The organism is Flavobacterium chryseum, from assembly GCF_004362015.1.
In the GTDB taxonomy this organism is placed as follows: Bacteria; Bacteroidota; Bacteroidia; order Flavobacteriales; family Flavobacteriaceae; genus Flavobacterium.
This window is the reverse complement of sequence record NZ_SNWW01000005.1, coordinates 74,960-95,992: the sequence shown is the minus strand read 5'-3', so window position 1 is coordinate 95,992 and position 21,033 is coordinate 74,960. Positions and strand designations below refer to the sequence as shown.

Annotated in this window: 17 protein-coding genes; 6 read left to right on the top strand and 11 right to left on the bottom strand. The window is 32.5% G+C overall.

Translation table 11 applies throughout. The annotated features are described in order from the left end of the window. Window positions 1-37: 37 nt before the first annotated feature. From EV143_RS11155 to EV143_RS11125, 8 genes are all read right to left on the bottom strand, one after another. Entirely contained in the window at window positions 38-766 is a 729-nt protein-coding gene (locus EV143_RS11155; protein WP_133508024.1) for an LOG family protein, read from the bottom strand. A 210-nt stretch (window positions 767-976) separates the two neighbouring features. Then, on the bottom strand, window positions 977-1,336 hold the full coding sequence (locus tag EV143_RS11150) for a cupin domain-containing protein (RefSeq protein ID WP_133508023.1): 360 nt from the start codon (window positions 1,334-1,336) through the stop codon (window positions 977-979). Window positions 1,337-1,651: 315 nt separating this feature from the next. Next, window positions 1,652-1,783, bottom strand: a complete 132-nt coding sequence (locus EV143_RS21905) for a hypothetical protein (protein ID WP_262710977.1) — start codon at window positions 1,781-1,783, stop codon at window positions 1,652-1,654. A 200-nt stretch (window positions 1,784-1,983) separates the two neighbouring features. Then, window positions 1,984-4,818, bottom strand: a complete 2,835-nt coding sequence (uvrA, locus tag EV143_RS11145; protein WP_133508022.1) for an excinuclease ABC subunit UvrA — start codon at window positions 4,816-4,818, stop codon at window positions 1,984-1,986. Window positions 4,819-4,919: 101 nt separating this feature from the next. Further along, entirely contained in the window at window positions 4,920-5,873 is a 954-nt protein-coding gene (locus EV143_RS11140; protein WP_059115185.1) for a Fic family protein, read from the bottom strand. A 64-nt stretch (window positions 5,874-5,937) separates the two neighbouring features. Next, window positions 5,938-7,722: a chloride channel protein gene (locus EV143_RS11135; RefSeq protein ID WP_133508021.1), complete on the bottom strand. Its 1,785-nt coding sequence runs from the start codon at window positions 7,720-7,722 to the stop codon at window positions 5,938-5,940. Between the two features lie 85 nt (window positions 7,723-7,807). Then, a complete protein-coding gene (gene ggt, locus EV143_RS11130) occupies window positions 7,808-9,493 on the bottom strand; it encodes a gamma-glutamyltransferase (RefSeq protein ID WP_133508020.1) in 1,686 nt (561 codons plus the stop codon). After that, window positions 9,490-10,074 (bottom strand): acyl carrier protein phosphodiesterase, encoded by a 585-nt coding sequence (locus tag EV143_RS11125; RefSeq protein ID WP_133508019.1) that lies wholly within the window; start codon window positions 10,072-10,074, stop codon window positions 9,490-9,492. Before EV143_RS11125 ends, ggt begins: the two co-directional genes overlap by 4 nt. A 269-nt stretch (window positions 10,075-10,343) precedes the next feature. Here EV143_RS11125 and glmM point away from each other — a divergent pair, with 269 nt between their 5' ends. Beyond that, a complete protein-coding gene (gene glmM / locus EV143_RS11120; RefSeq protein ID WP_133508018.1) occupies window positions 10,344-11,732 on the top strand; it encodes a phosphoglucosamine mutase in 1,389 nt (462 codons plus the stop codon). A gap of 76 nt (window positions 11,733-11,808) precedes the next feature. Here the strand turns inward: glmM and EV143_RS11115 are convergent, their stop codons facing one another. Both EV143_RS11115 and EV143_RS11110 read right to left on the bottom strand, forming a co-directional pair. Beyond that, the gene (locus EV143_RS11115) at window positions 11,809-13,293 is read right to left on the bottom strand and encodes a glycosyl hydrolase (RefSeq protein WP_133508017.1); all 1,485 of its coding nucleotides are present in this window, start codon (window positions 13,291-13,293) and stop codon (window positions 11,809-11,811) included. A gap of 193 nt (window positions 13,294-13,486) precedes the next feature. Beyond that, window positions 13,487-14,362: a lysophospholipid acyltransferase family protein gene (locus EV143_RS11110; RefSeq protein WP_133508016.1), complete on the bottom strand. Its 876-nt coding sequence runs from the start codon at window positions 14,360-14,362 to the stop codon at window positions 13,487-13,489. A 111-nt stretch (window positions 14,363-14,473) separates the two neighbouring features. Between EV143_RS11110 and EV143_RS11105 the strand changes: the two genes are divergently transcribed. Together EV143_RS11105 and EV143_RS11100 are read left to right on the top strand one after the other, a co-directional pair. Beyond that, entirely contained in the window at window positions 14,474-15,112 is a 639-nt protein-coding gene (locus EV143_RS11105) for a rhomboid family intramembrane serine protease (protein ID WP_133508015.1), read from the top strand. A 53-nt stretch (window positions 15,113-15,165) separates the two neighbouring features. Continuing rightward, window positions 15,166-15,855, top strand: a complete 690-nt coding sequence (locus tag EV143_RS11100; RefSeq protein WP_133508014.1) for an SIMPL domain-containing protein — start codon at window positions 15,166-15,168, stop codon at window positions 15,853-15,855. Window positions 15,856-16,631: 776 nt separating this feature from the next. Here the strand turns inward: EV143_RS11100 and EV143_RS11095 are convergent. After that, complete coding sequence (locus EV143_RS11095) at window positions 16,632-17,300, bottom strand: response regulator (RefSeq protein WP_133508013.1); 669 nt, start codon at window positions 17,298-17,300, stop codon at window positions 16,632-16,634. 213 nt (window positions 17,301-17,513) lie between these two features. On the opposite strand from EV143_RS11095, the gene EV143_RS11090 reads away from it, so the two are divergent. From EV143_RS11090 to EV143_RS11080, 3 genes are all read left to right on the top strand, one after another. After that, window positions 17,514-17,762 carry a hypothetical protein gene (locus EV143_RS11090; RefSeq protein WP_133508012.1) on the top strand — a complete coding sequence of 83 codons (249 nt, stop codon included), beginning with the start codon at window positions 17,514-17,516 and terminating at the stop codon, window positions 17,760-17,762. Between the two features lie 101 nt (window positions 17,763-17,863). Beyond that, the gene (locus EV143_RS11085; RefSeq protein WP_243739848.1) at window positions 17,864-19,888 is read left to right on the top strand and encodes a tetratricopeptide repeat-containing sensor histidine kinase; all 2,025 of its coding nucleotides are present in this window, start codon (window positions 17,864-17,866) and stop codon (window positions 19,886-19,888) included. A gap of 510 nt (window positions 19,889-20,398) precedes the next feature. Then, complete coding sequence (locus EV143_RS11080; RefSeq protein ID WP_133508011.1) at window positions 20,399-20,908, top strand: UpxY family transcription antiterminator; 510 nt, start codon at window positions 20,399-20,401, stop codon at window positions 20,906-20,908. The last annotated feature ends 125 nt before the right edge of the window (window positions 20,909-21,033 follow it).

The following is a 21,033-nucleotide window of genomic DNA, read 5'->3' as shown; positions in this document are numbered from 1 at the left end:
AAATTATCTTACATGACTTATATGGTTAAAAAAAATATTAGAAGTTCGGACTCAAATCGTATTTTTTATAGAATTTATCCAAAGCTTCAACTACTTCATCTTCAGTATCAACAATCTTGAATAAGTTTAAATCATCAGGGCTAACCGTTTGCATTTTTTCAACCAAAACCGTTTTTACCCAGTCAATCAGTCCTGACCAGAATTCAACCCCAACCAGGATAATTGGGAACTTTCCAATTTTTTTCGTCTGAATCAAAGTGATCGCTTCAAACATTTCATCCAGCGTTCCAAAACCTCCCGGCATTACTACAAAACCTTGTGAATATTTAACGAACATTACTTTTCTCACAAAGAAATAATCGAAATTCAGGTTTTTATCGTGATCGATATAAGGGTTAAAATGCTGTTCAAAAGGCAATTCGATGTTTAAACCAACCGAAGTACCGCCGCCTAAATGCGCACCTTTATTTCCTGCTTCCATGATTCCGGGACCACCTCCTGTGATCACACCATAACCCGCTTTACTGATTTTATAAGCAATTTTCTCTGCCAATAAATAATATTTATCGTCCGGTTTTGTTCTCGCAGATCCAAAAATCGATACACACGGACCAATTCTTCCCATGCTTTCGTAACCGTTTACAAACTCGGCCATGATTTTAAAAATCGCCCAGCTGTCATTAGTCCTAATTTCATTCCACGTTTTTTGCTTCAAACGATCCTGAATTACTTTATCTTCATCATTATCAAAATCTTCTAATCTCATTTTAGGTATTTTAATTTATTTATATTTTTATTTAAGTTGTGTCTTTTAAAGTTGTCTTCCTGAGCGAAGTCAGAGAAGGAGCTGTTTCCTGCTGTCCGCTATATCTTTTCCTGGCTAAAGAAGCCAGAAAAAGGATGCCGCTCCCATCAGGGCTAGGGCATCAGTTTTCAATTGAAACATTATTTTATAAAAGGAAAAAATCTCTTTTAATTAATACGTTTGGTCTTCAATAGATTTAGTAATGTTGCTTTTTACTTTTCCGGTATGTTCAGTAGTTTTAGATTCAATCAGCATTATGTGACATTCTTCAACAGATGAAACTCTGTAATTTACACCTTTTTTTACGACAAATAAATCGCCTTTTTTCATGGTAAATGAAGGTTCGTTTTCAATTTCCATTAAAAGTTCACCGTCGACAATGTAAAATAATTCGTCTTCATTCTCATGATTATGCCAGGGCACTTCCTGACCCTTTATTTTAGCGACTTTAATATATTGATCGTTTACTTCATCAATTATTTTAGGCGAAAAATAGTGGTCAACATTACTTAATTTTTCTTTTAGATTCATAGCGTTTCTCTTAACCTTTCAAAATCAAAAAAGCTTTGACAAAAAGGGCGTACTAAATTAGTGCTTTTTTTAAGAATTGACACAAAAATGCGCACTTATTAATTGAAATGTAACAATTTTAAACGTTTGGTTTTGATTAGGATTTCATTATCAACGTATTAAATCTGATATTTCATTACAGCAATAAGATATATGTGTTTCTGTGGAATTGCATCTTTGTTGAAATTATATTATCAACGTGTTGAATTTTTTATTGCAAAGCAAAACGCATCATAGAATTAAGATCTATTCTTATAGAATTGTCCTTGATAGGGATTATTTATATTTAATAACTTCATCTGAAACCTCGTCCCAATCTAACATTCTTTTGGGTGAAGTTTTACTTTTTCCAATTCTGCTTAAAACTATTTTTTGATGTTCAATAGGAATTTCAATGTCTTCTTTCATGATCATTAAATGATTTTGTTATAAACTTTAACTTAAAGAGCCTTCGGCTTGATCTATATTGTAGAGACGGATTTTAATCCGTCAGATGTTAGAGAGGTATCCTAGAGAAGGATTTGATGCGTTATTTGTAGATTGAATAATAATTGTTTGAACCTTTGTCAAAGTTTTAAAACTTTGACAAAGGTGTCGATGCAAACATCTTACGCTTCCAATTCCTTTTTCAAAAACTTAGCCGTATAGCTTTTTTTATTTTTAGCTACTTCTTCAGGGGTTCCTTTTGCGATTAATTGTCCGCCGCCTTTTCCACCTTCAGGGCCAATGTCAATGATATAATCAGCAAGTTTAATAACATCCATATTATGTTCGATAATCAGGATTGTATTTCCTTTATCGACTAATTTATTGATGACATCCATCAAAACACGAATGTCTTCAAAATGCAAACCTGTAGTAGGTTCGTCAAGAATATAAAAAGTATTACCGGTATCTTTTTTAGACAATTCTCCCGCTAGTTTTATACGTTGCGCTTCTCCGCCCGAAAGTGTTGTACTTTGCTGACCAAGTGTAATATAACCTAAACCAACATCCTGAATCGTTTTTACTTTTCGGTAAATCTTCGGAATCATTTCAAAAAACGGAACTGCTTCGTCAACCGTCATATTCAATACATCCGAAATTGATTTTCCTTTGTATCGAATTTCCAAGGTTTCTCTGTTAAAACGTTTTCCCTGACAGGTTTCACATTCCACATAAACATCAGGTAAAAAGTTCATTTCGATAGTTCTAACTCCGGAACCTTCGCAGGTTTCGCAGCGTCCGCCTTTTACGTTAAAACTAAAACGTCCGGCTTTATAACCACGAATCATACTCTCAGAAGTCATGGTAAACAAGTTTCTAATTTCGGTAAAAACTTCTGTATAAGTCGCCGGATTTGAACGTGGCGTTCTCCCAATCGGACTTTGATCTATATCAATAACTTTATCAATATGTTCTAAACCTTCAATCTTTTTATAAGGTTGTGGTTTTTTTACGCCATTAAAATAGTAAGCATTTAGAATAGGGTAGAGCGTTTCATTTATCAAAGTCGATTTTCCACTTCCCGAAACTCCTGTAACACAAATCATTTGTCCTAAAGGCAATTCGATTGAAACATTTTTCAGGTTGTTTCCGGTTGCTCCGGTTAGTTTTAAAAACTTTCCGTTTCCTTTACGACGCTCTTTCGGAATCTCTAATTTCATTTTACCATTCAAATATTGAGCAGTAATTGTGTTCGATTTTAGAGTTTCTGCAGGAGTTCCAATACTAATGATTTCGCCACCGTATTTTCCCGCTTTTGGGCCTATATCAATTACATAATCGGCACGTTCGATCATGTCTTTATCATGTTCGACCACAATAACCGAGTTTCCTATGTCGCGTAATTGCTCTAACGAATGAATCAGTTTTTCATTGTCTCTTTGGTGTAAGCCAATACTTGGCTCATCTAAAATATACAGAACACCAACCAATTGCGAACCAATTTGTGTTGCCAAACGAATACGTTGCGCTTCTCCGCCAGAAAGTGATTTTGAACTTCGGCTTAAAGCCAAATAATTCAAACCAACATTCATCAAAAAGTTCAAACGATCTTTAATTTCTTTTACAACTTCTGAAGCAATCAAAAGCTGTTTGTCTGATAAATGACTATTTAAATCTGCAAACCAAGCCGTTAAATCAGATATATCCATATCACACAATTCGGTGATATTTTTGCCGTTTACTCTAAAAAACTGTGCTTCTTTTTTCAAACGAGAACCATCACAAACGGGACAGTTTACTTCATCCATAAAATCTTTTGCCCAACGTTTTATAGTGGTCGAAGCGCTTTCATCATATTGATTTTTAATGAAATGCGAGATTCCTTCAAAATCTATTTTATAATCACGGGTAACGCCTAAATCTTTTGAGTTTACAGTGAATTTATCTTTTCCTCCGTGAAGAATCATATTCATGGCTTCTTCCGAAATTTTCTCAATCGGATCTGTGATTTTAAAACCAAATTTTTCTCCAATAACTTCTAACTGCTTAAAAATCCAGGAAGATTTATATTCGCCAAGCGGAGCAAAACCACCGCCTTTAATCGATAATTTAGGATTTGGAATAATCTTTTTAATGTTGATTTCATGAACCGTTCCTAATCCGTTACAATGCGGACAAGCTCCTTTTGGAGAGTTAAATGAAAATAAATTCGGTTCCGGATTTTGATAGGAGATTCCTGTTGTAGGACACATCAAATTTCTACTGAAATAGCGAACTTCATTCGTATCCTGATCTAAAATCATCAAAACATTTTCGCCGTGATGCATCGCTGTATTGATACTTTCTGATAATCTTTTTTGATTGTCTTCGGTGTTTTCAATTAACATTCTGTCAACGACAATTTCTATATCGTGGGTTTTGTAACGGTCTAATTTCATTCCTGAAACCAAATCCTGAACTTCACCATTTACACGGACTTTTAGAAATCCTTGTTTAGTAATTTGTTGGAATAATTCAGCATAATGCCCTTTTCTGGCTCTAATAATTGGCGCTAAAATATTAATACGTTTTCCATTAAAATCTTCCATGATCAAATCCTTAATTTGGTCATCAGAATAAGAAACCATTTTTTCGCCTGTGTTGTAACTAAAAGCGTCAGCGCCACGAGCGTATAAAAGTCTCAGGAAATCGTATATTTCAGTAATAGTTCCAACGGTAGAACGAGGACTTTTACTGGTTGTTTTTTGTTCAATGGCAATTACTGGCGAAAGTCCGTCGATTTTATCTACGTCCGGACGCTCTAAACCTCCAAGAAATTGTCTGGCATAGGCCGAAAAAGTTTCGACATAACGACGCTGTCCTTCGGCATAAATAGTATCAAAGGCCAAAGAGGATTTTCCCGAACCGGAAAGACCTGTAATTACTACAAGTTTTTCTCTCGGAATAGAAATATCGATATTTTTTAGATTATGAACTCTTGCACCAAGAACTTCAATAGTATTGTCTTTATCTAGCATAAATTTGAGCAAAACGCAAAGTTACCACTTTGATTTGTTCTTTTAGTACTAGAGAATAGAAGTTTATGTTAAAAATTGTAACAAAATAACGCTAGCTTTCACTAGCGTTTTCTCTTTCTGGTTGCCATATATTCTTCGATTGCTTCTTTGGTTGTGTACCAGTTTCGGCCTTCTTTATAAGCATCAATTTTTCCTGTTCTGGCGAGTAAACTTACGTATTCCTGGCCGTATGGAGCTTGTGGCTCGCTCACAATATCTGCAATACTTTGATAATCATAACTGCTTCCAGGCATCGCACTTAAATAGATATTAAGTGTTCGTTCTAAAGCCTGACACATCAAGAGTATTAGTTTTTGATAATTACCATTATTAGCCTGATTAAGTGCTTCATAATATTTTTTTCGGTCATTTTTAAGAATAATTGCCGGCGGAAAACCACAACGCATCAACAACAGATTCATGCTTAGACGAACAGTTCGGCCATTTCCATCAAAGAAAGGATGAATCCAGACTAATTTATGATGGTAAATTGTGGCAAGTTCAATATCGTTTAAACCTAAAGGATTTGTATTGATAAAATCAATTAATTCATCGAGATAATCTGAAACTTTATTGGCATTTGGAGGCATAAAATTAGCTCCAGAAATTCGAACGCCTCCATTTCGTAATCGTCCTGCAAAATCATCTTCGATAGAACGCAAAACCAATCCGTGAAGTGAAAGAATATCAATACTTCGAAGTTTGTAATTATCATCAACAATTGAATATAAATAATCGATTGCTTTGTCGTGGTTATGGGTTTCAAAATGTTCTCGAAGTGATTTTCCTTTAATGGTAATACCTTCCTGAATAACCATTTGGGTTTCGCGCAAACTCATTGTATTTCCTTCAATACTGTTCGAATTGTAGGTCCATTCTAAAGATAAACTCTCGCGAATTTTATGCAAAGCAATATTGGGCAATGGTCTGCTATTTTGCAAATCAAGCCTTTTTTGATATAATCGATCAAATGTTGATTGAGATTCTGTTCTGTACGTTAGGTCTATATTCCACATGATACGACAAAGGTAATTCTTAATATCGGATAATCCAAAATATTAACCTATCCGATATTAAGCTCTATTCAATTGTCATAGAACGCAGTTTCATTCGGTAAGCTTCGAGCGCTATAGACTTGGAAATGAAACCGTGATATTTTTCGTTTCGTATAACAGGAAGAAAAGCCGATTTTGATTTTTCGAACTTACTCATAACAATTTCCATGGTATCAAAAGAGGATATAGTGGCGGGAGGGGTTTTCATAACATCTTTAATCAACGTATATTTTACGCGATAAGAGTTAAAAATAATTTCTCGTATATCATTAAAATGAATAATTCCCACAAGTTCTCTTTCATTATTTACCACGGCAAAAACAACCTGATTTGAATGTGAAATCAAATCAACCAATTTGCTTAAATTTTCGTCAGGATGAACGGTTAGATAATCGCATTGAATGATGGTGTCAATATCTAAAGTCGAGAGAATATTAGAATCTTTATTGCTGGTAAAAGCATGTCCTTTTTTAGCCAGATTTTTAACATCAAGAGAATATTTTTCAAAACGTTTTGAAATCGCAAAACTAATAGAAGAAACAATCATAAGCGGAATCATCAAACCATAACCACCGGTAATTTCTGCAATTAAGAAAATAGCAGTAAGCGGCGCATGAAATAATCCACTTAAAATACCCGCCATTCCAACCATCGTAAAATTGCTAATTGGTAGTTTTGATAAACCAATCAAAGTAATAAATTTTGAGAAGAAATAGCCTAAATAAGATCCCATAAATAAAGAAGGAGCAAAATTTCCTCCATTTCCTCCACTTCCAAGTGTTAGCCCGGATGCGAAAACTTTTACCATCATCGTACATCCAACAAACAGAAGTAAAATCCATTGATTGTTTCTGAAATCGGCAAATAAAGTATTGTCTAATATTTGCCCGGGATCGTTTTCAGATAAGGATTTAATGCTTTCATAACCTTCTCCAAAAAGCGTTGGAAAAATAAAAATAAGTAATGCTAATAAAGAAGAACCAATTAGTGCTTTTTTATACGGACCCATTTTTAATTTAGAAAAATAATGCTCAACTCTTTGAAAATTTCGGGCGTAATAAACCGCTACAAAACCAGTTAGAATTCCTAACAGGATGTAAAAAGGAATGTTATGATAATTGAATGTTTGCTGTTGTTTGAAGGATAATAAAATGCTTTCATCTAATAAAATGGCAGAAACCAACGCACCGGTCGCAGCCGAAATCATAATGGGAGTAAAGGCCGAAATACTAACATCAACCAGTAAAACTTCAATAGCAAATAGAACGCCCGCAATTGGAGCATTAAAAGCTGCCGAAATTCCTGCTGCAACTCCACAACCAATAAGTAACGTTCGGTCTTTATAAGCTAATTTATAATTTTGGGCATAATTAGATCCAAAGGCCGCACCGGTAATTACAATCGGGCTCTCAAGTCCTGCCGAACCACCAAGTCCAACCGTTAAGGAACTGGTAACGATCTGAGCGTACATTTGTTTCTTCGGAATGATACTTGCTTTTTTGGCAACTGCATATAAAATTTGAGAAGTTCCTTTTTGAATACTTCCGTTTAGAACTTTTTGAACTACAAATACGGTCAGTACAATACCAATAATAGGTAAGATCCCATTAATGAAGTTTAATTTTAAAACTCCGTTGATGTAAGTAGCAAAAGAGAAAACACTATGCGCAAAAGTCTTTAGAATAATTACAGCAAAAGCACACGAAATACCAACTAAAACGCTTGATAAAAAAATGAACTGCTTTGGCGTCAATATGGATTGTGCTAAAGCAATAATGCTTTCTAGTCTTCGAAAAAGTTTTCTTAACATTATCTCTTTAAAAAGTTAGGGAATTTGCAAATTTAGTTTTTAAAATTCAAATTTGTGCCATTTTTCGGGCGTAAATGTTTTTATTTTAAAATCCGACAGCTTTGTCGTCACCACGAAAATCGGCGCCTGCCTCAAGATTATTATCCGGTAAAACCAAAATACAGTCTAATTTACCAATTACAGGAGTTGTTTTTTCATTAATCAAATAACTTTTTGCTTTAAGTTTATCAATTGTGGCAGTATCAAATGCATCTGGTTCAAAAGTTATTAAATCCGGCAACCATTGATGGTGAAAACGTGGGGCATTTACAGCTTCCTGCATGCTTAGTTTATACTCATAAACGTTTAAAATAGCCTGCAAAACACTTGTAATTATAGTTGATCCTCCGGGAGAACCAACAACCATAAATAGTTTTCCGTTTTTTTCGACAATTGTTGGCGTCATTGAACTTAACATTCGTTTACCGTGCGCAATACTGTTGGCTTCATTTCCAACAAGTCCAAACATATTTGGAGATCCCGGTTTTGCACTAAAATCGTCCATTTCGTTATTTAAAAAGAAACCTAACTCATCGCAATAATATTTAGACCCAAAACCATCATTTATGGTTGTTGTGGCTGCAACGGCATTTCCCTGCGCATCAACAATAGAATAATGTGTTGTTTCAAGGCTTTCGTTATAGGTTACTTTTCCTTCTTTTATTTCAGAGGATAAACTGGCTTTGTTAAGGTCGAAATTTGACATTCTGTCTTTTAAATAAGCATCAGTTAATAAAGCCTTAATCGGAATTTTAACGAAATCAGGATCACCCAGAAACTGGCTCCTGTCAGCATAAGCTCTTCGTTCTGCCTCAACAATAACCTGAATCGATTGTTCAGAATTATGTCCCATTTTCGATAAATCATAAGGCGCAATCATTTTCATAATTTGAGCCAGACAAATTCCTCCGCTGCTTGGAGGCGACATCGAAGTGATTTTTAATTCTTTATAATCAAACTGAAGCGGTTTTCTCCATTTTGCTTCATAGGTTGCCAAATCTTTTAGCGTAATAATGCCACCTTTTTTCTTTAGATAGTCTACTAAAATTTTAGCCGTTTCACCTTTGTAAAATTCGTCTTTTCCGTTCTTTAAAATTCGTTTTAAAGTACTGGCAAGAGCCGGATATTTTATGGTATCGTTTTCTTTAAATTTTCCCGCCATAAGCGTATTTGGTCCATTTACTTTTACGATTGCATCATGATAAGCTTCGAGTTGTTTTTGCTGTTTGATAGTTACAATTACGCCTCTTTCTGCAAGGGCAATAACAGGTTTTAATATTTCTGACATTGGCAGAGAACCTAGTTTTTTATGCACTGCAAAAACTCCGGCAACAGTTCCCGGAACTCCAATTGCTAAAGCGGTTTCTGTACTTTTTCCTTTTATTACATTTCCCTCTTTATCCAGATACATATCTTTTGTGGCTGCCAAGGGCGCTTTTTCACGATAATCTATAGATCCAACTTCACCATTTGCTTTTCTGTACACCATAAAACCGCCACCACCAAGGTTTCCTGCATACGGAAAAGCTACTGCCAAAGCCAATTCCGTACCTACCATCGCATCAAACGCATTACCGCCTTTTTTCATGATATCTGCTCCAATTTTTGAAGCTTCTTCACGTGCCGAAACAACCATTGCTTTATTCGTAACCAATCCGGTTGGTTTTGGTAAAGTTTGTTGTGCTGTGCAGCTTATGTATACAAGGGTGAATAGAAGTGAAAGTTTTCTCATAACGAAAGTAATGTTTGTTTTGAATGCTGTTTTAGATCTTCAAAAAAGGTTGTAAATTCTTCTTCAAACTCAGAATAAAATTCTACCAATTCTTCATTTGCAAATTGCATTTTTGATGCATTTTTTGACCTTCGATCCATTTGTGTCAAAATTTGATGAATTCCTTCAACTGTTCGATAGCTTAAAAGCCAGTTTCGCTCAATCATATACGGCATGATACTTTGCGTTTTTTCAGTAAGAATAGCATAATTTTCATGCAATGATTTATAAAATCGGTTAATGAAATCTTCCAGTTTTTCATCAGAATATGAAGTCCAGTTTTTGGCCAAAAAATGATCGTAAACAATATCTACAATTACTCCCGAATAATGATGGTATCTGTCATGCAAACGCTTGGTACTCTGTCTGAAAATATCGTGCGAATCTGTATACGTATCTATGGCGCGATGTAAAATGATTCCCTTTTGAACCTCTTCGGGGAAATGTTCAAATTGTTTTCCACGAATACCATCGGCCATAAAATTGCCGATTTTTATTAAATCATTATCGCCAGAAAGATATATGTGTGCTAGGAAATTCATTTTTTTAAGGTGCTAAGGTTCTAAGTTGCTAAGGTTCTAAGTTTTTTAGAGTTGCTAAGCAGCTTATACACTAAGTTGTTTTAGTAAAAGTATGAAAACTTTTTCATACCATTTTAGTGATGTACGGCTTCGATACTTAATTTTATTAAAAATCTCGGTAACTTAGTCTCTTAGCATCTTAACAACTTTTTTTAAAATCTTAGCGCCTTAGTACCTCAGAACCTTAGTAACTTTTTTATATTTGTAATAAATAACCATAACTCATTAAAATGACTTTAATCAAATCAATTTCAGGAATACGTGGAACTATTGGAGGTAAAGTAGGAGATAACCTGACTCCTGTTGATGCTGTAAAATTTGCATCGGCATACGGAACCTTTCTGAAAAATAATACTTCAAAAGAAAAATTAACGGTTGTAATTGGTCGCGATGCTAGAATTTCCGGACCAATGATTCACAATCTGGTTGTAAATACATTAATCGGTTTAGGAATTAATGTAATTGATCTTGGACTTTCGACAACGCCAACGGTTGAAATTGCTGTTCCGTTAGAAAAAGCGGATGGTGGAATTATTTTAACAGCGTCTCACAATCCAAAACAATGGAATGCATTGAAATTATTGAATCAAAAAGGTGAATTCTTAAGCGGTGCAGAAGGAGCTAAAATCCTTGAAATTGCTGAAGCAGAAGCTTTCGATTTCTCTGATGTTGACAATTTAGGTGAAATTACCGTAAACGACGCTTACATGGATATTCATATTGACGAGGTTTTAAATTTGCCTTTAGTTGATGTTGAAGCTGTAAAAGCGGCGAAATTTAAAGTTGTTGTTGATGGAGTAAATTCATCTGGTGGAATTATTATTCCGAGATTATTAGAATTAATGGGCGTTGAAGTTGTAAAATTATATTGCGAACCGAACGGACATTTTCCTCACAATCCGGAACCTTTAAAAGAACATTTAACGGATATTTCTGAGTTGGTTGTAAAAGAAAAAGCCCATTTAGGAGTTGTTGTAGATCCGGACGTAGATCGTTTGGCATTTATCAGTGAAGACGGAGAAATGTTTGGCGAAGAATATACTTTGGTCGCTTGCGCTGATTATGTTTTGAGTAAAACTCCCGGAAATACTGTTTCGAACATGTCATCATCACGTGCTTTGCGCGATGTAACTGTTGGTCATAAAGGAAATTACGAAGCCAGCGCTGTAGGCGAGGTGAATGTAGTTGAATTGATGAAAAAAAATAATGCTATTATTGGTGGTGAAGGAAATGGCGGAATTATTTATCCTGAATCGCATTACGGACGTGATAGTTTGGTTGGAGTAGCATTGTTTTTAACGCATTTAGCGAATAAAAAAATGTCAGTTTCGGCATTGAGAGCTTCGTATCCTGAATATTATATGAGCAAAAATAAAATTGAATTAACACCTCAAATAGATGTTGATGCAATTTTGGTTGCAATGACTGAAAAATATAAAAATGAAGACATTTCCACAATTGATGGTGTAAAAATTGATTTTGCTACGGAATGGGTTCATTTAAGAAAATCAAATACAGAACCTATTATCCGAATTTATACTGAAGCTCCATCTCAGGAAGAAGCAGATGTTTTGGCACTTCGAATTATAGACGAAATAAAAGCAATTGCGGGAATTTAATTTTCAGCATTTTCAATAAAAAAAAAACTCTTTCATTAATTTGAAAGAGTTTTTTTTTATTCTAAAATTGAAGTTTTTAATTTTTAATAATTTTGATTGATTTTGTAATAGAACCATAAACTGCCGTTACAATATAAATTCCGCTCGAAAGTTTTTCTCCAATTTTAATATCTTCATTAGTGTTGAAAGTATCAGAAGCATAACAAATACTTCCTTTCATATCGACTATTTTTAAATTCACAGGTTCTGTAATTGATGATTTTATATGAAGTATAGATTGTTGCTTAATTGGATTTGGATAAACGGTAAAAGAATCTTGTTCAATTGTTGGATCGTTTACACCTAAATTCGAAACGGCAACATCAATAAAATTAAAACTCATATCATTCGATTTGAATTTAATTTTCAATAAAACTTCTCCTTTTGGTAATGTAACTCCGTTAACAACTTTATCAGTAAAAGTTTGCAATCCGCCAGTTGCAGCAAAGGTTTCATCTGATTTTACTGTCTCTCCATTTACAAGAATGTCAAATTTTCCAGGAATAGTTGCTGAAGCAACTCTAAAAGTAAGTTTGTAAGTTCCGGCATTAGCAACATTAATCAGAAATTCGTTCCAGTCCCCTTCATTTATTAAACTTACATTTTGAGTTGTTCCGGAATCTGTTGTGTTCTGCAGGCTGGTACCTTTTCTGCGATAATGTTTGTTGGCTGTAATTCTGCCGGGAACATTCATCTTTTTAGATGTATAAGTAGTATTTATATATTCAGTTCCAATAGGTCTTAAAACACCGCTTTGTGTATCTAATAATGGGCCTTCCGCCATATCTGTCCATTCAGGCTTAATTCTTCCGGTAAACCATGAATAACGATAAATATCAGGATCATTTTCAAAATTAGTTATGATCTCTTTCATAAACGTCGTTTTTTGATCCGCAGTCTGAATTACTCTGTTGGCAAATTCAGTTACCCATACTGGCCGATTGTATTTTTTTAGAAGTCCAGTAACGCCAATAACAGAACCGGAAGAACTGTCATACGTATGAAAAGCAATATAATCGACTTTGCAATTAGGGCATAAAAGAAAAAAATCATCATGCCACGCAATTGGGCTCGAATAACCGCCATAATTTTTAGGACCATTAAACGCCGGTGAGGCACTTACAATTTCTAAATTTTTTGCAGCGGCTATTTTCTCGATATTCTTCCAGGCATTTACGGCATCTATAGGCGTTAATCTTGAGCCATCATTAAAATTGGGTTCATTGAAAGCTAAAAGGTATTTCGCGCCGGGCTTTATTTTGTTTATAAATGCCTGTACATCGGCATCATTAACTTCTCGCCACGCCATCGGAACATATTCTACTCCAATAGATTCATAATTGTCATTTGTGTCATTTTCCGGAGATGATCCCCAGTTGTACCACCAAGAAATTCCGGGTTTTAGCGCTAATAAATCGGCAGTAGAATTGTTTCCGTAAGCTATTCCGCGTTTTGGGCTTTGCGCAGAAGAAGTTATAGAAAAACAAACTACTAAAATTGAAAAACATAGGTTTTTAATCATAAGTAGGTAAAATTAGATTTGGGTTAATTCTAATTTCAAATATATGTTTTTATACAATCTATCGTATAAATCTTATCAAAATAAAATATTACAAAAACCCATCATAACCTTTTTTATGTTTTTAATGATTTGCTTTAAATGAAAAAAATCCAAAAAACAATTACTGTCTTTTGGATTTTAATTTGTTTCAGAATTATTTTTCAATTCTGTGTTTCCATCTTTTATGAGTCCATAAATAATATTCAGGAGCTTCAAGAATTTGTTTTTCTACTTCTCTCAAATACTTTTCTGTAATTTCAAAATTTTCATATTCTTTAGAATTATCTGCAATAGGAATAATTGTTGCTTCATAATAACCTCTCGCTACTTTTTTTACTTTAACAAAAACAACGCTCAAATCGTATTTTTTAGCAAGCATTTCGGCTCCTGTGTGTACAGGAACTTCAACTCCCATAAATTTCATCGAATGAAAAATCCGATCCAGTTTTGGTGACTGATCACTTGCTAATCCGTAAAGACTTAAAATTCCGTCGCGTTGGTTTTGTGCCATCATCGGAATCGTTTTTCTAGTTTCGACTAATTCAGCATCGTATTTAGATCTTATTCTTCTAATTAATTTATCGAAATAAGGATTTGCTATTTTTTTATAAACACCAATTCCTCTAAAAGCCATACGTTTGTTAATAGTCAAAAGCCACTCCCAACTCGCATAATGCGAAGCAACAAGAACAATACTTTTACCTTTTTTTGCATATTCGTTAAGAACTTCAATATTGGTAACAGTAAATCTTTTTTCCATTTCTTCCGGTGAAATACTCATGGTTTTGATCATCTCCAAAAACATATCACACATATGATGGTAAAACTTCTTTTCGATGTCTTTTCTTTCGGCATTACTTAAGTGCGGCAAAGTCAGTGCTAAGTTTTCACGCACTGTTTTTTTGCGATATCCTACAACTCGATAAATAATAAAATACACAAAATCTGAAAACCAATAAAATACTCGAAAAGGAAGAATAGAAATAAGCCAAAGAATAGGGAAGGCTAATATATAAACGAGAAATTGCATCTAAATTTTTTTACAAATATAAAAGAAAAATGAATAACCATTGATATTTTGGATTGACGCTAACATATCTTTAAGATTGACTATCTTTACAATTCACATTAAATATTTTTTATGAATACCATTTTAATTGGGATTATTGTCGCCAATGTATTGATTAGCTGGAAAGGTTTTGAAGATTATTCTTTTATGAGAAAATACGAATTTCATGTAGGAAGCATTCGTTCCGGAGAACAAATCAGAATGTTATCATCCGGTTTTTTACATGTCGATATGATGCATTTAATTTTTAATATGCTAACACTTTGGTTTTTTGCCCCTGTTGTTTTAAATTGGTTAGGCAATTTTTCCTTTGTTTTAGTTTATTTCGGAAGTTTGATTTTCGGAAGTTTACTTACGATGTTTTTCCACAAAAACGATTATAGTTACAGAGCAGTTGGTGCTTCGGGCGCGGTAACAGGCGTTTTGTATTCTGCGATTTTATTACAACCGGATATGATGTTGGGCATTTTTGGTATTATTCCAATCCCGGCTTATCTTTTTGGAATTCTTTATTTATTATATTCAATTTATGGAATGAAAGCCAAAAATGATAATATTGGTCATACCGCTCATTTTGGTGGCGCTATAGGCGGTTATTTGATTACCTTAGTAAAAGAACCTTCATTAATTGTTGATCATAGCCTAATGGTTATTTTATTGGCAATTCCAATTGTAATACTTTTTGTAATGGCAAAATTGGGGAAATTATAATGCTGGCATAACTTTTGAAAAGCCTTTATCAAACAATTTAAAATATAACAAAAATGAAAAAACTAGTATTATTTTTAACAATCATGTTTATGACTATGTCTTACGGCCAAGAAACCAAACAAATTCCGCAAATCAATGTAAATGGAGAAGGAAAAGTAAAAGTAGCACCTGATCAGGTTTGTATTTCAGCTACTGTTGAAACAAAAGGAAATAATGCTAAAGACGTCAAAAAGCAAAACGACGAAAAAATGGATGCTGTTTTAAAATTCATCAAAAAAATGAATATTCCGGCAGCAGATTTCAGAACAAAACAAGTTGCTCTTAATCCGCAATACGATTATGAGAAAAAGAAAACCAGTTACAATGCTGTTCAGACAGTAGAAGTAATCTTGAAAGATTTATCAAAATATGATGAATTAATGGAAGGTCTGGTTCAGCAAGGGATTAACCGCATAGACAAAGTTTCTTTTGAAACATCTAAATTAGCTCAAATTGAAACACAAGCTAGAAAATTAGCCATTAAAGACGCGAAATTAAAAGCAGAAGACTATGTTTCGGTTTTGGGACAAAAAGTGGGTAAAGCGTATACGATTTCTGATAACACTCAGGTTTATCACCCACAACCAATGTATGCTATGAAATCTATGTCGATGGATAGCAATGCAGAATCAACAAACGAAACTTTAGCAATTGGAGAAATTGAAGTTACAGCAAACGTAAGTGTTAGTTTTGTTTTAGATTAAAGACGTATAAAAATCAATTTTTATAAATCCCAAATTCCAATTTCATAATTGGAATTTGGGATTTTTTTTATTTGAAATTTTGCTTTTAGATATTGCAATCTGATTTTCAAAAATGGAACGCTTTGAGATTAAATACCAGTCTCTGGCAACAGTTATGCAGAATGAACATATTCAAGTAAGTCAAGATAAGAATTATTACAGTGAATTTTATCAATATTTAAAGAAAAAAGTAAAACTGTTGTACACAAACTCTAGAGCATAAATCTACTTCAAATAGAATCGTATAGCTACTCACATCAGAAATCACAAGCCTACATCTACAAATCCTGAACATCTGGGAAGCACACATCAATTTGTATCTCAATGGCACGCCTTAAGATTTATTGATTGGGCAAATAGTATTGATTCGGCTGTAGGAGAATATATTATGCAGATAAAAGGAATCACCCGGAGCAGACCTGTAAAAGCTGTTTAGGGACATTATCTTTTGAAAAAAAAGCAGCTACAGAAAAATTAGTGAATGCCTGTAAACGCGCACTTCACATTAAGATTTATAATTTTAAAACTACATAGAACATCTTGGATATAATATCTATTTAACAGGAATGGAACAGAAAAGGATCTTACTGAACACTAGTATTATTAGAGGTTTTTTGAAATAAATCGAGTTGCTCAGTTTGCACGAAATTTGATGGACAATTCAAATCTAAACTAGTTGGTCACTTTAAATTGTAAACAGATGGTCAACATCATTGAATTTTACACATAAAAACAAATTACAATAATCCTAAATCTTTCGCTTTTTCAATCAAATCTTTATCACTTCCTTTTCCTTTTAGTAACTGATCTTTTATGTTTGCTTTTCTTTTTTCAATTGCACTCATCGAAAGAGGTATATAATCAGGAAGGTTTATCGTTTTTACACCTTCAGAAATTAATATTAAAATTTGATTATCATGATTATCCCAATTTATATTTTTCTTAAATAGCTCTCTTTGTGATTCTACTATTGTATTACTTCTGAATATTTCACCATTAATGATGTTTTTACAGATTACAGGAAATAATTCAAAATTGATATCACTTTTTGATATAAAACCTTCAGGCTGTATACCTTTTATTATTTTATCTACTGTCAATGGTTCACTACGCATTGTGAGAAGTACTATTTTACAATTGGGTAACTTTTCTTTAAGTAGAAATGCCAAATCAATACCATTATTGATATTTAATGGTTTATAAGGAGGTAAATTAATATCAAGAAGAGCAAGATCAATATTAATATTTTGCTTGAGGTGAAATATAATCTTATTATAAGCATCTTCACAATTATGACTCTTTATAAAGTTTGGAATATTTTCTTGAAACTCCCCATCAGATAAAAGGTTAACATAACTATCCACCGTCATCGGATGATCGTCGACGATCAAAATATTAAGATCCATAATTTATTAAATTCGATTTGAACAAATGTAAGAAATATTACGGATTTTCCGTAATAGGGATTTAATTGTTTTACAATGAAGTTTACGTATTGACTTACAATTAGTTTAAATCCTACTTTTATTATATAATAAACTAAATATTACGGATTTACCGTACATTTTAATTCGGAGTAAGCTGTTTTTTTGTCTTAACAACAAATTAAAATTATTTTTATGAAAAGCAAATTTTTTATTCCAGGTTTACTTATTTCTATTTCATTGTTAACTTTTTCATGTACAAATGATGATTACGAAGTTGAAACAAATAGCGGCAACCAATCAAAAACGGTAACAAAAGAGCAATTACAAAAATTGAATGCAACTGCAAAAGTTGGAGACTCAATCAGCAATGATACGTTTCCGCAAGTAAATAACCTTACAGAAGGAGATCCTATTATTCCAAGACCACCAAGAAAAGATTAATTGCCATTATTTTTAAGAAGTAGTGTTTTATTATTTTTAAATTTTATAGTCTTTTTATTTCAAAACGCTATATTTGAAATTGTAAAATAATACTTAAACTTTTGGCGAAACCTTATAAAATAATTTGTTTAATTCTGGTACTGATATTTTTTTCATGTAAGAAAACAGAATTAACGAGTTCAAAAATTAAAACAACTCTTTCATTTGACAATACTCATTTAGAAAGCAAAAAAAAAGAAAAATACTTAGATTCAATATTTAATGTATTGCGGGTTCAGGAGAATGATTCTGTTGTTAGAAACTTTTATTTTAAGTTGTCTACTGAGTATTACTATAATAACAATCTAAAAAAATCTTTGGATGTAAGCTTATTGGTTCTTAAATTATCAAAACAGGTTAATGATAAAGAGGGAATGGCCAAAGCATTTTATTATATCGGAGATAGTTATGGAAGTGTAAAAAAAGATAGCGCCTATTTTTATTATTTACAGGCAGAAAAATTATATTATAAGTTATCTGATTATAGTAATATGGCACGAATGTTATTTAATAAAGCGTATGTTTTGTTTTATGACGGAAATTATACAGAATGCGAAGTTCAAATTTCTAAGGCCCTTCATTATTTAAGAGATTCTAAGGATCAGAGGTTAAGCTATTCCTGCAATACATTGATGGGGACATGTTTAGAAAAGCTGGCCAATTATGACAAGGCATTATGGTATCACCAGCAAGCTTTAAATAATTTAGAAAAAATGAAGATTACAGGTATTGATAAAGAAGAAGAGAATAATTATTATATCGCATCCAGTATCAATATCTGTAATCTTTATGATTTAAAAGGGGAATACTCAAAATCTATCGCAAAATTACAAGGTTTACTTTCTAACAATTTAGAAGAAAAATGGCCTAGATTATATGCCAATGTTCTTAGTAATCTAGCGTATTCTAAGATGAAAAATGGAGACTATCGCAATGTTTACGCAATGTTTTCAAAATCATTAGAAATTTTAAAAAATAACGGAAATGAATCAGATATTCTATACAAAAAAATCCATATTGGCGAATATTTCTTAACACAAAAAGATACTTTTAGAGCAATTAATATTCTTAAGGAAGCCAATGTTCTGGCAACCAGAATTAAGAATAGTAATGAAATTTTAACGTCATTAAAACTGCTTTATACTCTAGATAAAAAGAATAGTTTTTATTATGCAAATGAATACATTAATTTGAGTGACAGTATTAATGTTGTTCAAAAAAATGCACATAATAAATATGCAAGAATCGAATACGAAACTTCAAGAATTGAAGATGAAAATAAAATTTTGACGACGAAAAACTTCTATATTTTAACCATTTCATTTGCATTAGTTTTTCTATTGCTTATCATTGTTATATTGAGATATTCGAAATATAAAAATAAAGAATTGCAGTTTTTAAAGAAACAGAAATCAGCAAACGAGGAAATTTACCTGCTGTTAATGGAGCAGCATGAAAAAATAAATAATGCAAAAGAGAATGAAAAATCCAAAATTGCAAAAGAACTGCATGACGGAATAATGAATAGAATTTATGGTGTTCGAATGAATCTGGGATTTTTTAATTCGAAAGTAGAAAATGAAATAATCGAAAAAAGAAAAGAGTATATTTTTGAACTTCAGAATATAGAAAATGAAATCAGAACGATATCACATGACTTAGGCCGTAATTCTTTTTTAGATGGTAATGATTTTAATATTCTGCTATCAACTTTAGTAGAAAATCAAAACGTTACAGGTAATACTCAATTTACATATTTAACCGATGAAAACCTAGAATGGTCAACTATTCAAAATGTATATAAGATCAACTTATATCGCATTATCCAAGAGGCTACTTTAAATTTAAACAAATATGCTGGTGCTTTAAATTGCGAAGTAAAAATTCAATCAGAAAAAAATGGACTTTTAAAAATGTCGATTATTGATGATGGACAAGGTTTTGATATAAAAAGCAAAAAAGAGGGTATTGGGTTAAGTAATATGAAAGAGCGGGCAAACTCATTAAAAGGTTATTTTAATATAGAATCAGAGATAGGAAAAGGAACAAAAATAGAAGTTATATTTAATCTTGAGGAACTAACTTAATTTGAGATCAATAATACTAAATGTTATAGAGAAACATAAAAAAAAATATAATTACTAATTATTTTTTACCTCGAAACGACAAAGTTCGCAAAGCTAAATCAATACAAAGCTTTGCGAACTTTGTCTTTTTATAAAAGTTAAGAGTAAAAACGTAATGTTCTCTGCGGTAATTTTTCATTTGTAAACTCCACATGTTTTATTTCATTAACTGATTTAAAAAGATATAAATCTTTATGTCTTATTTAGAACGGCGTTCGTGTTAATCTTTGTTATTTTAATATAAAATATTCTCTTCTATATTAAAATAACATACGTATTTGTTTTATTATCAATATTTTATGTTTTTGTTTAAAGTCCGTAGTTTTTATCTGAAAAGTCCGTAATTTTTATGTTCACACTCCTCTTAATTTAGCGATAAATCTGATGCGTTTTTTAGTTTTTCAAACCAGTAATTAGAAAAAGATTCTCGTAACCGAGAACAGCGTAGCTATTAAAAGAACCTTAATATTTATGAAATCAGCTCACAATGGTTGGTATGTTTTATATGTAAAATGCCATCATGAAAAAAAAGTATTTGATGTACTTGGACAGTTGTCTATTAAGGCTTTTTTACCCACAATTGAGGTTGAGAGTAAGCGTACAGACAGAAAAAAGAATATTCAGAAATTACTTTTTCCGTCTTATATTTTTGTAAAGATTAATTCTTCACTAGACTTTTACAAAACACTTGCGGTTAATGGAGCATGCATGTACATACGTTTTGGAATGGAGTATGCCAAAGTAAGTGACGAAGAAATTAAAAAAATTCAACTTTTTCTATTAGGTAATGATTTAACTGAGATTGAAACAAATGTTGAAAATTTCAGAGTTGGTGACTTTAAAACAATCTCTTACGGTGCATTAAGCGGATTAGAATGCCAGGTTTTAAATACAAATAATATCAATAAAATTGTTGTTAGAATCGATTCCTTACAAAAAAATATCACCGCTACGATTCCTTCCTATTATTTACAAAATTAAAGCTATAAAACCCGGCTTTAGCATTGTAGATAAATTTTATCAAATTAATTTTTAGGGACTTACTATTTTATAGGGAAAAATACTATTTATAATATCTATATTTTCTATGTAGATAATCGACTTTA

What these genes read in the sequence shown, in the direction of transcription:
- ggt (WP_133508020.1), bottom strand. Translation starts at nt 9,493, where the DNA reads ATGAGAAAACTTTCACTTCTATTCACCCTTGTATACATAAGCTGCACA.
- EV143_RS21905 (WP_262710977.1), bottom strand. Translation starts at nt 1,783, where the DNA reads ATGAAAGAAGACATTGAAATTCCTATTGAACATCAAAAAATAGTTTTA.
- EV143_RS11105 (WP_133508015.1), top strand. Translation starts at nt 14,474, where the DNA reads ATGAATACCATTTTAATTGGGATTATTGTCGCCAATGTATTGATTAGC.
- EV143_RS11100 (WP_133508014.1), top strand. Translation starts at nt 15,166, where the DNA reads ATGAAAAAACTAGTATTATTTTTAACAATCATGTTTATGACTATGTCT.
- EV143_RS11090 (WP_133508012.1), top strand. Translation starts at nt 17,514, where the DNA reads ATGAAAAGCAAATTTTTTATTCCAGGTTTACTTATTTCTATTTCATTG.
- EV143_RS11125 (WP_133508019.1), bottom strand. Translation starts at nt 10,074, where the DNA reads ATGAATTTCCTAGCACACATATATCTTTCTGGCGATAATGATTTAATA.
- EV143_RS11150 (WP_133508023.1), bottom strand. Translation starts at nt 1,336, where the DNA reads ATGAATCTAAAAGAAAAATTAAGTAATGTTGACCACTATTTTTCGCCT.
- EV143_RS11080 (WP_133508011.1), top strand. Translation starts at nt 20,399, where the DNA reads ATGAAATCAGCTCACAATGGTTGGTATGTTTTATATGTAAAATGCCAT.
- EV143_RS11110 (WP_133508016.1), bottom strand. Translation starts at nt 14,362, where the DNA reads ATGCAATTTCTCGTTTATATATTAGCCTTCCCTATTCTTTGGCTTATT.
- uvrA (WP_133508022.1), bottom strand. Translation starts at nt 4,818, where the DNA reads ATGCTAGATAAAGACAATACTATTGAAGTTCTTGGTGCAAGAGTTCAT.
- glmM (WP_133508018.1), top strand. Translation starts at nt 10,344, where the DNA reads ATGACTTTAATCAAATCAATTTCAGGAATACGTGGAACTATTGGAGGT.
- EV143_RS11135 (WP_133508021.1), bottom strand. Translation starts at nt 7,722, where the DNA reads ATGTTAAGAAAACTTTTTCGAAGACTAGAAAGCATTATTGCTTTAGCA.
- EV143_RS11115 (WP_133508017.1), bottom strand. Translation starts at nt 13,293, where the DNA reads ATGATTAAAAACCTATGTTTTTCAATTTTAGTAGTTTGTTTTTCTATA.
- EV143_RS11140 (WP_059115185.1), bottom strand. Translation starts at nt 5,873, where the DNA reads ATGTGGAATATAGACCTAACGTACAGAACAGAATCTCAATCAACATTT.
- EV143_RS11095 (WP_133508013.1), bottom strand. Translation starts at nt 17,300, where the DNA reads ATGGATCTTAATATTTTGATCGTCGACGATCATCCGATGACGGTGGAT.
- EV143_RS11155 (WP_133508024.1), bottom strand. Translation starts at nt 766, where the DNA reads ATGAGATTAGAAGATTTTGATAATGATGAAGATAAAGTAATTCAGGAT.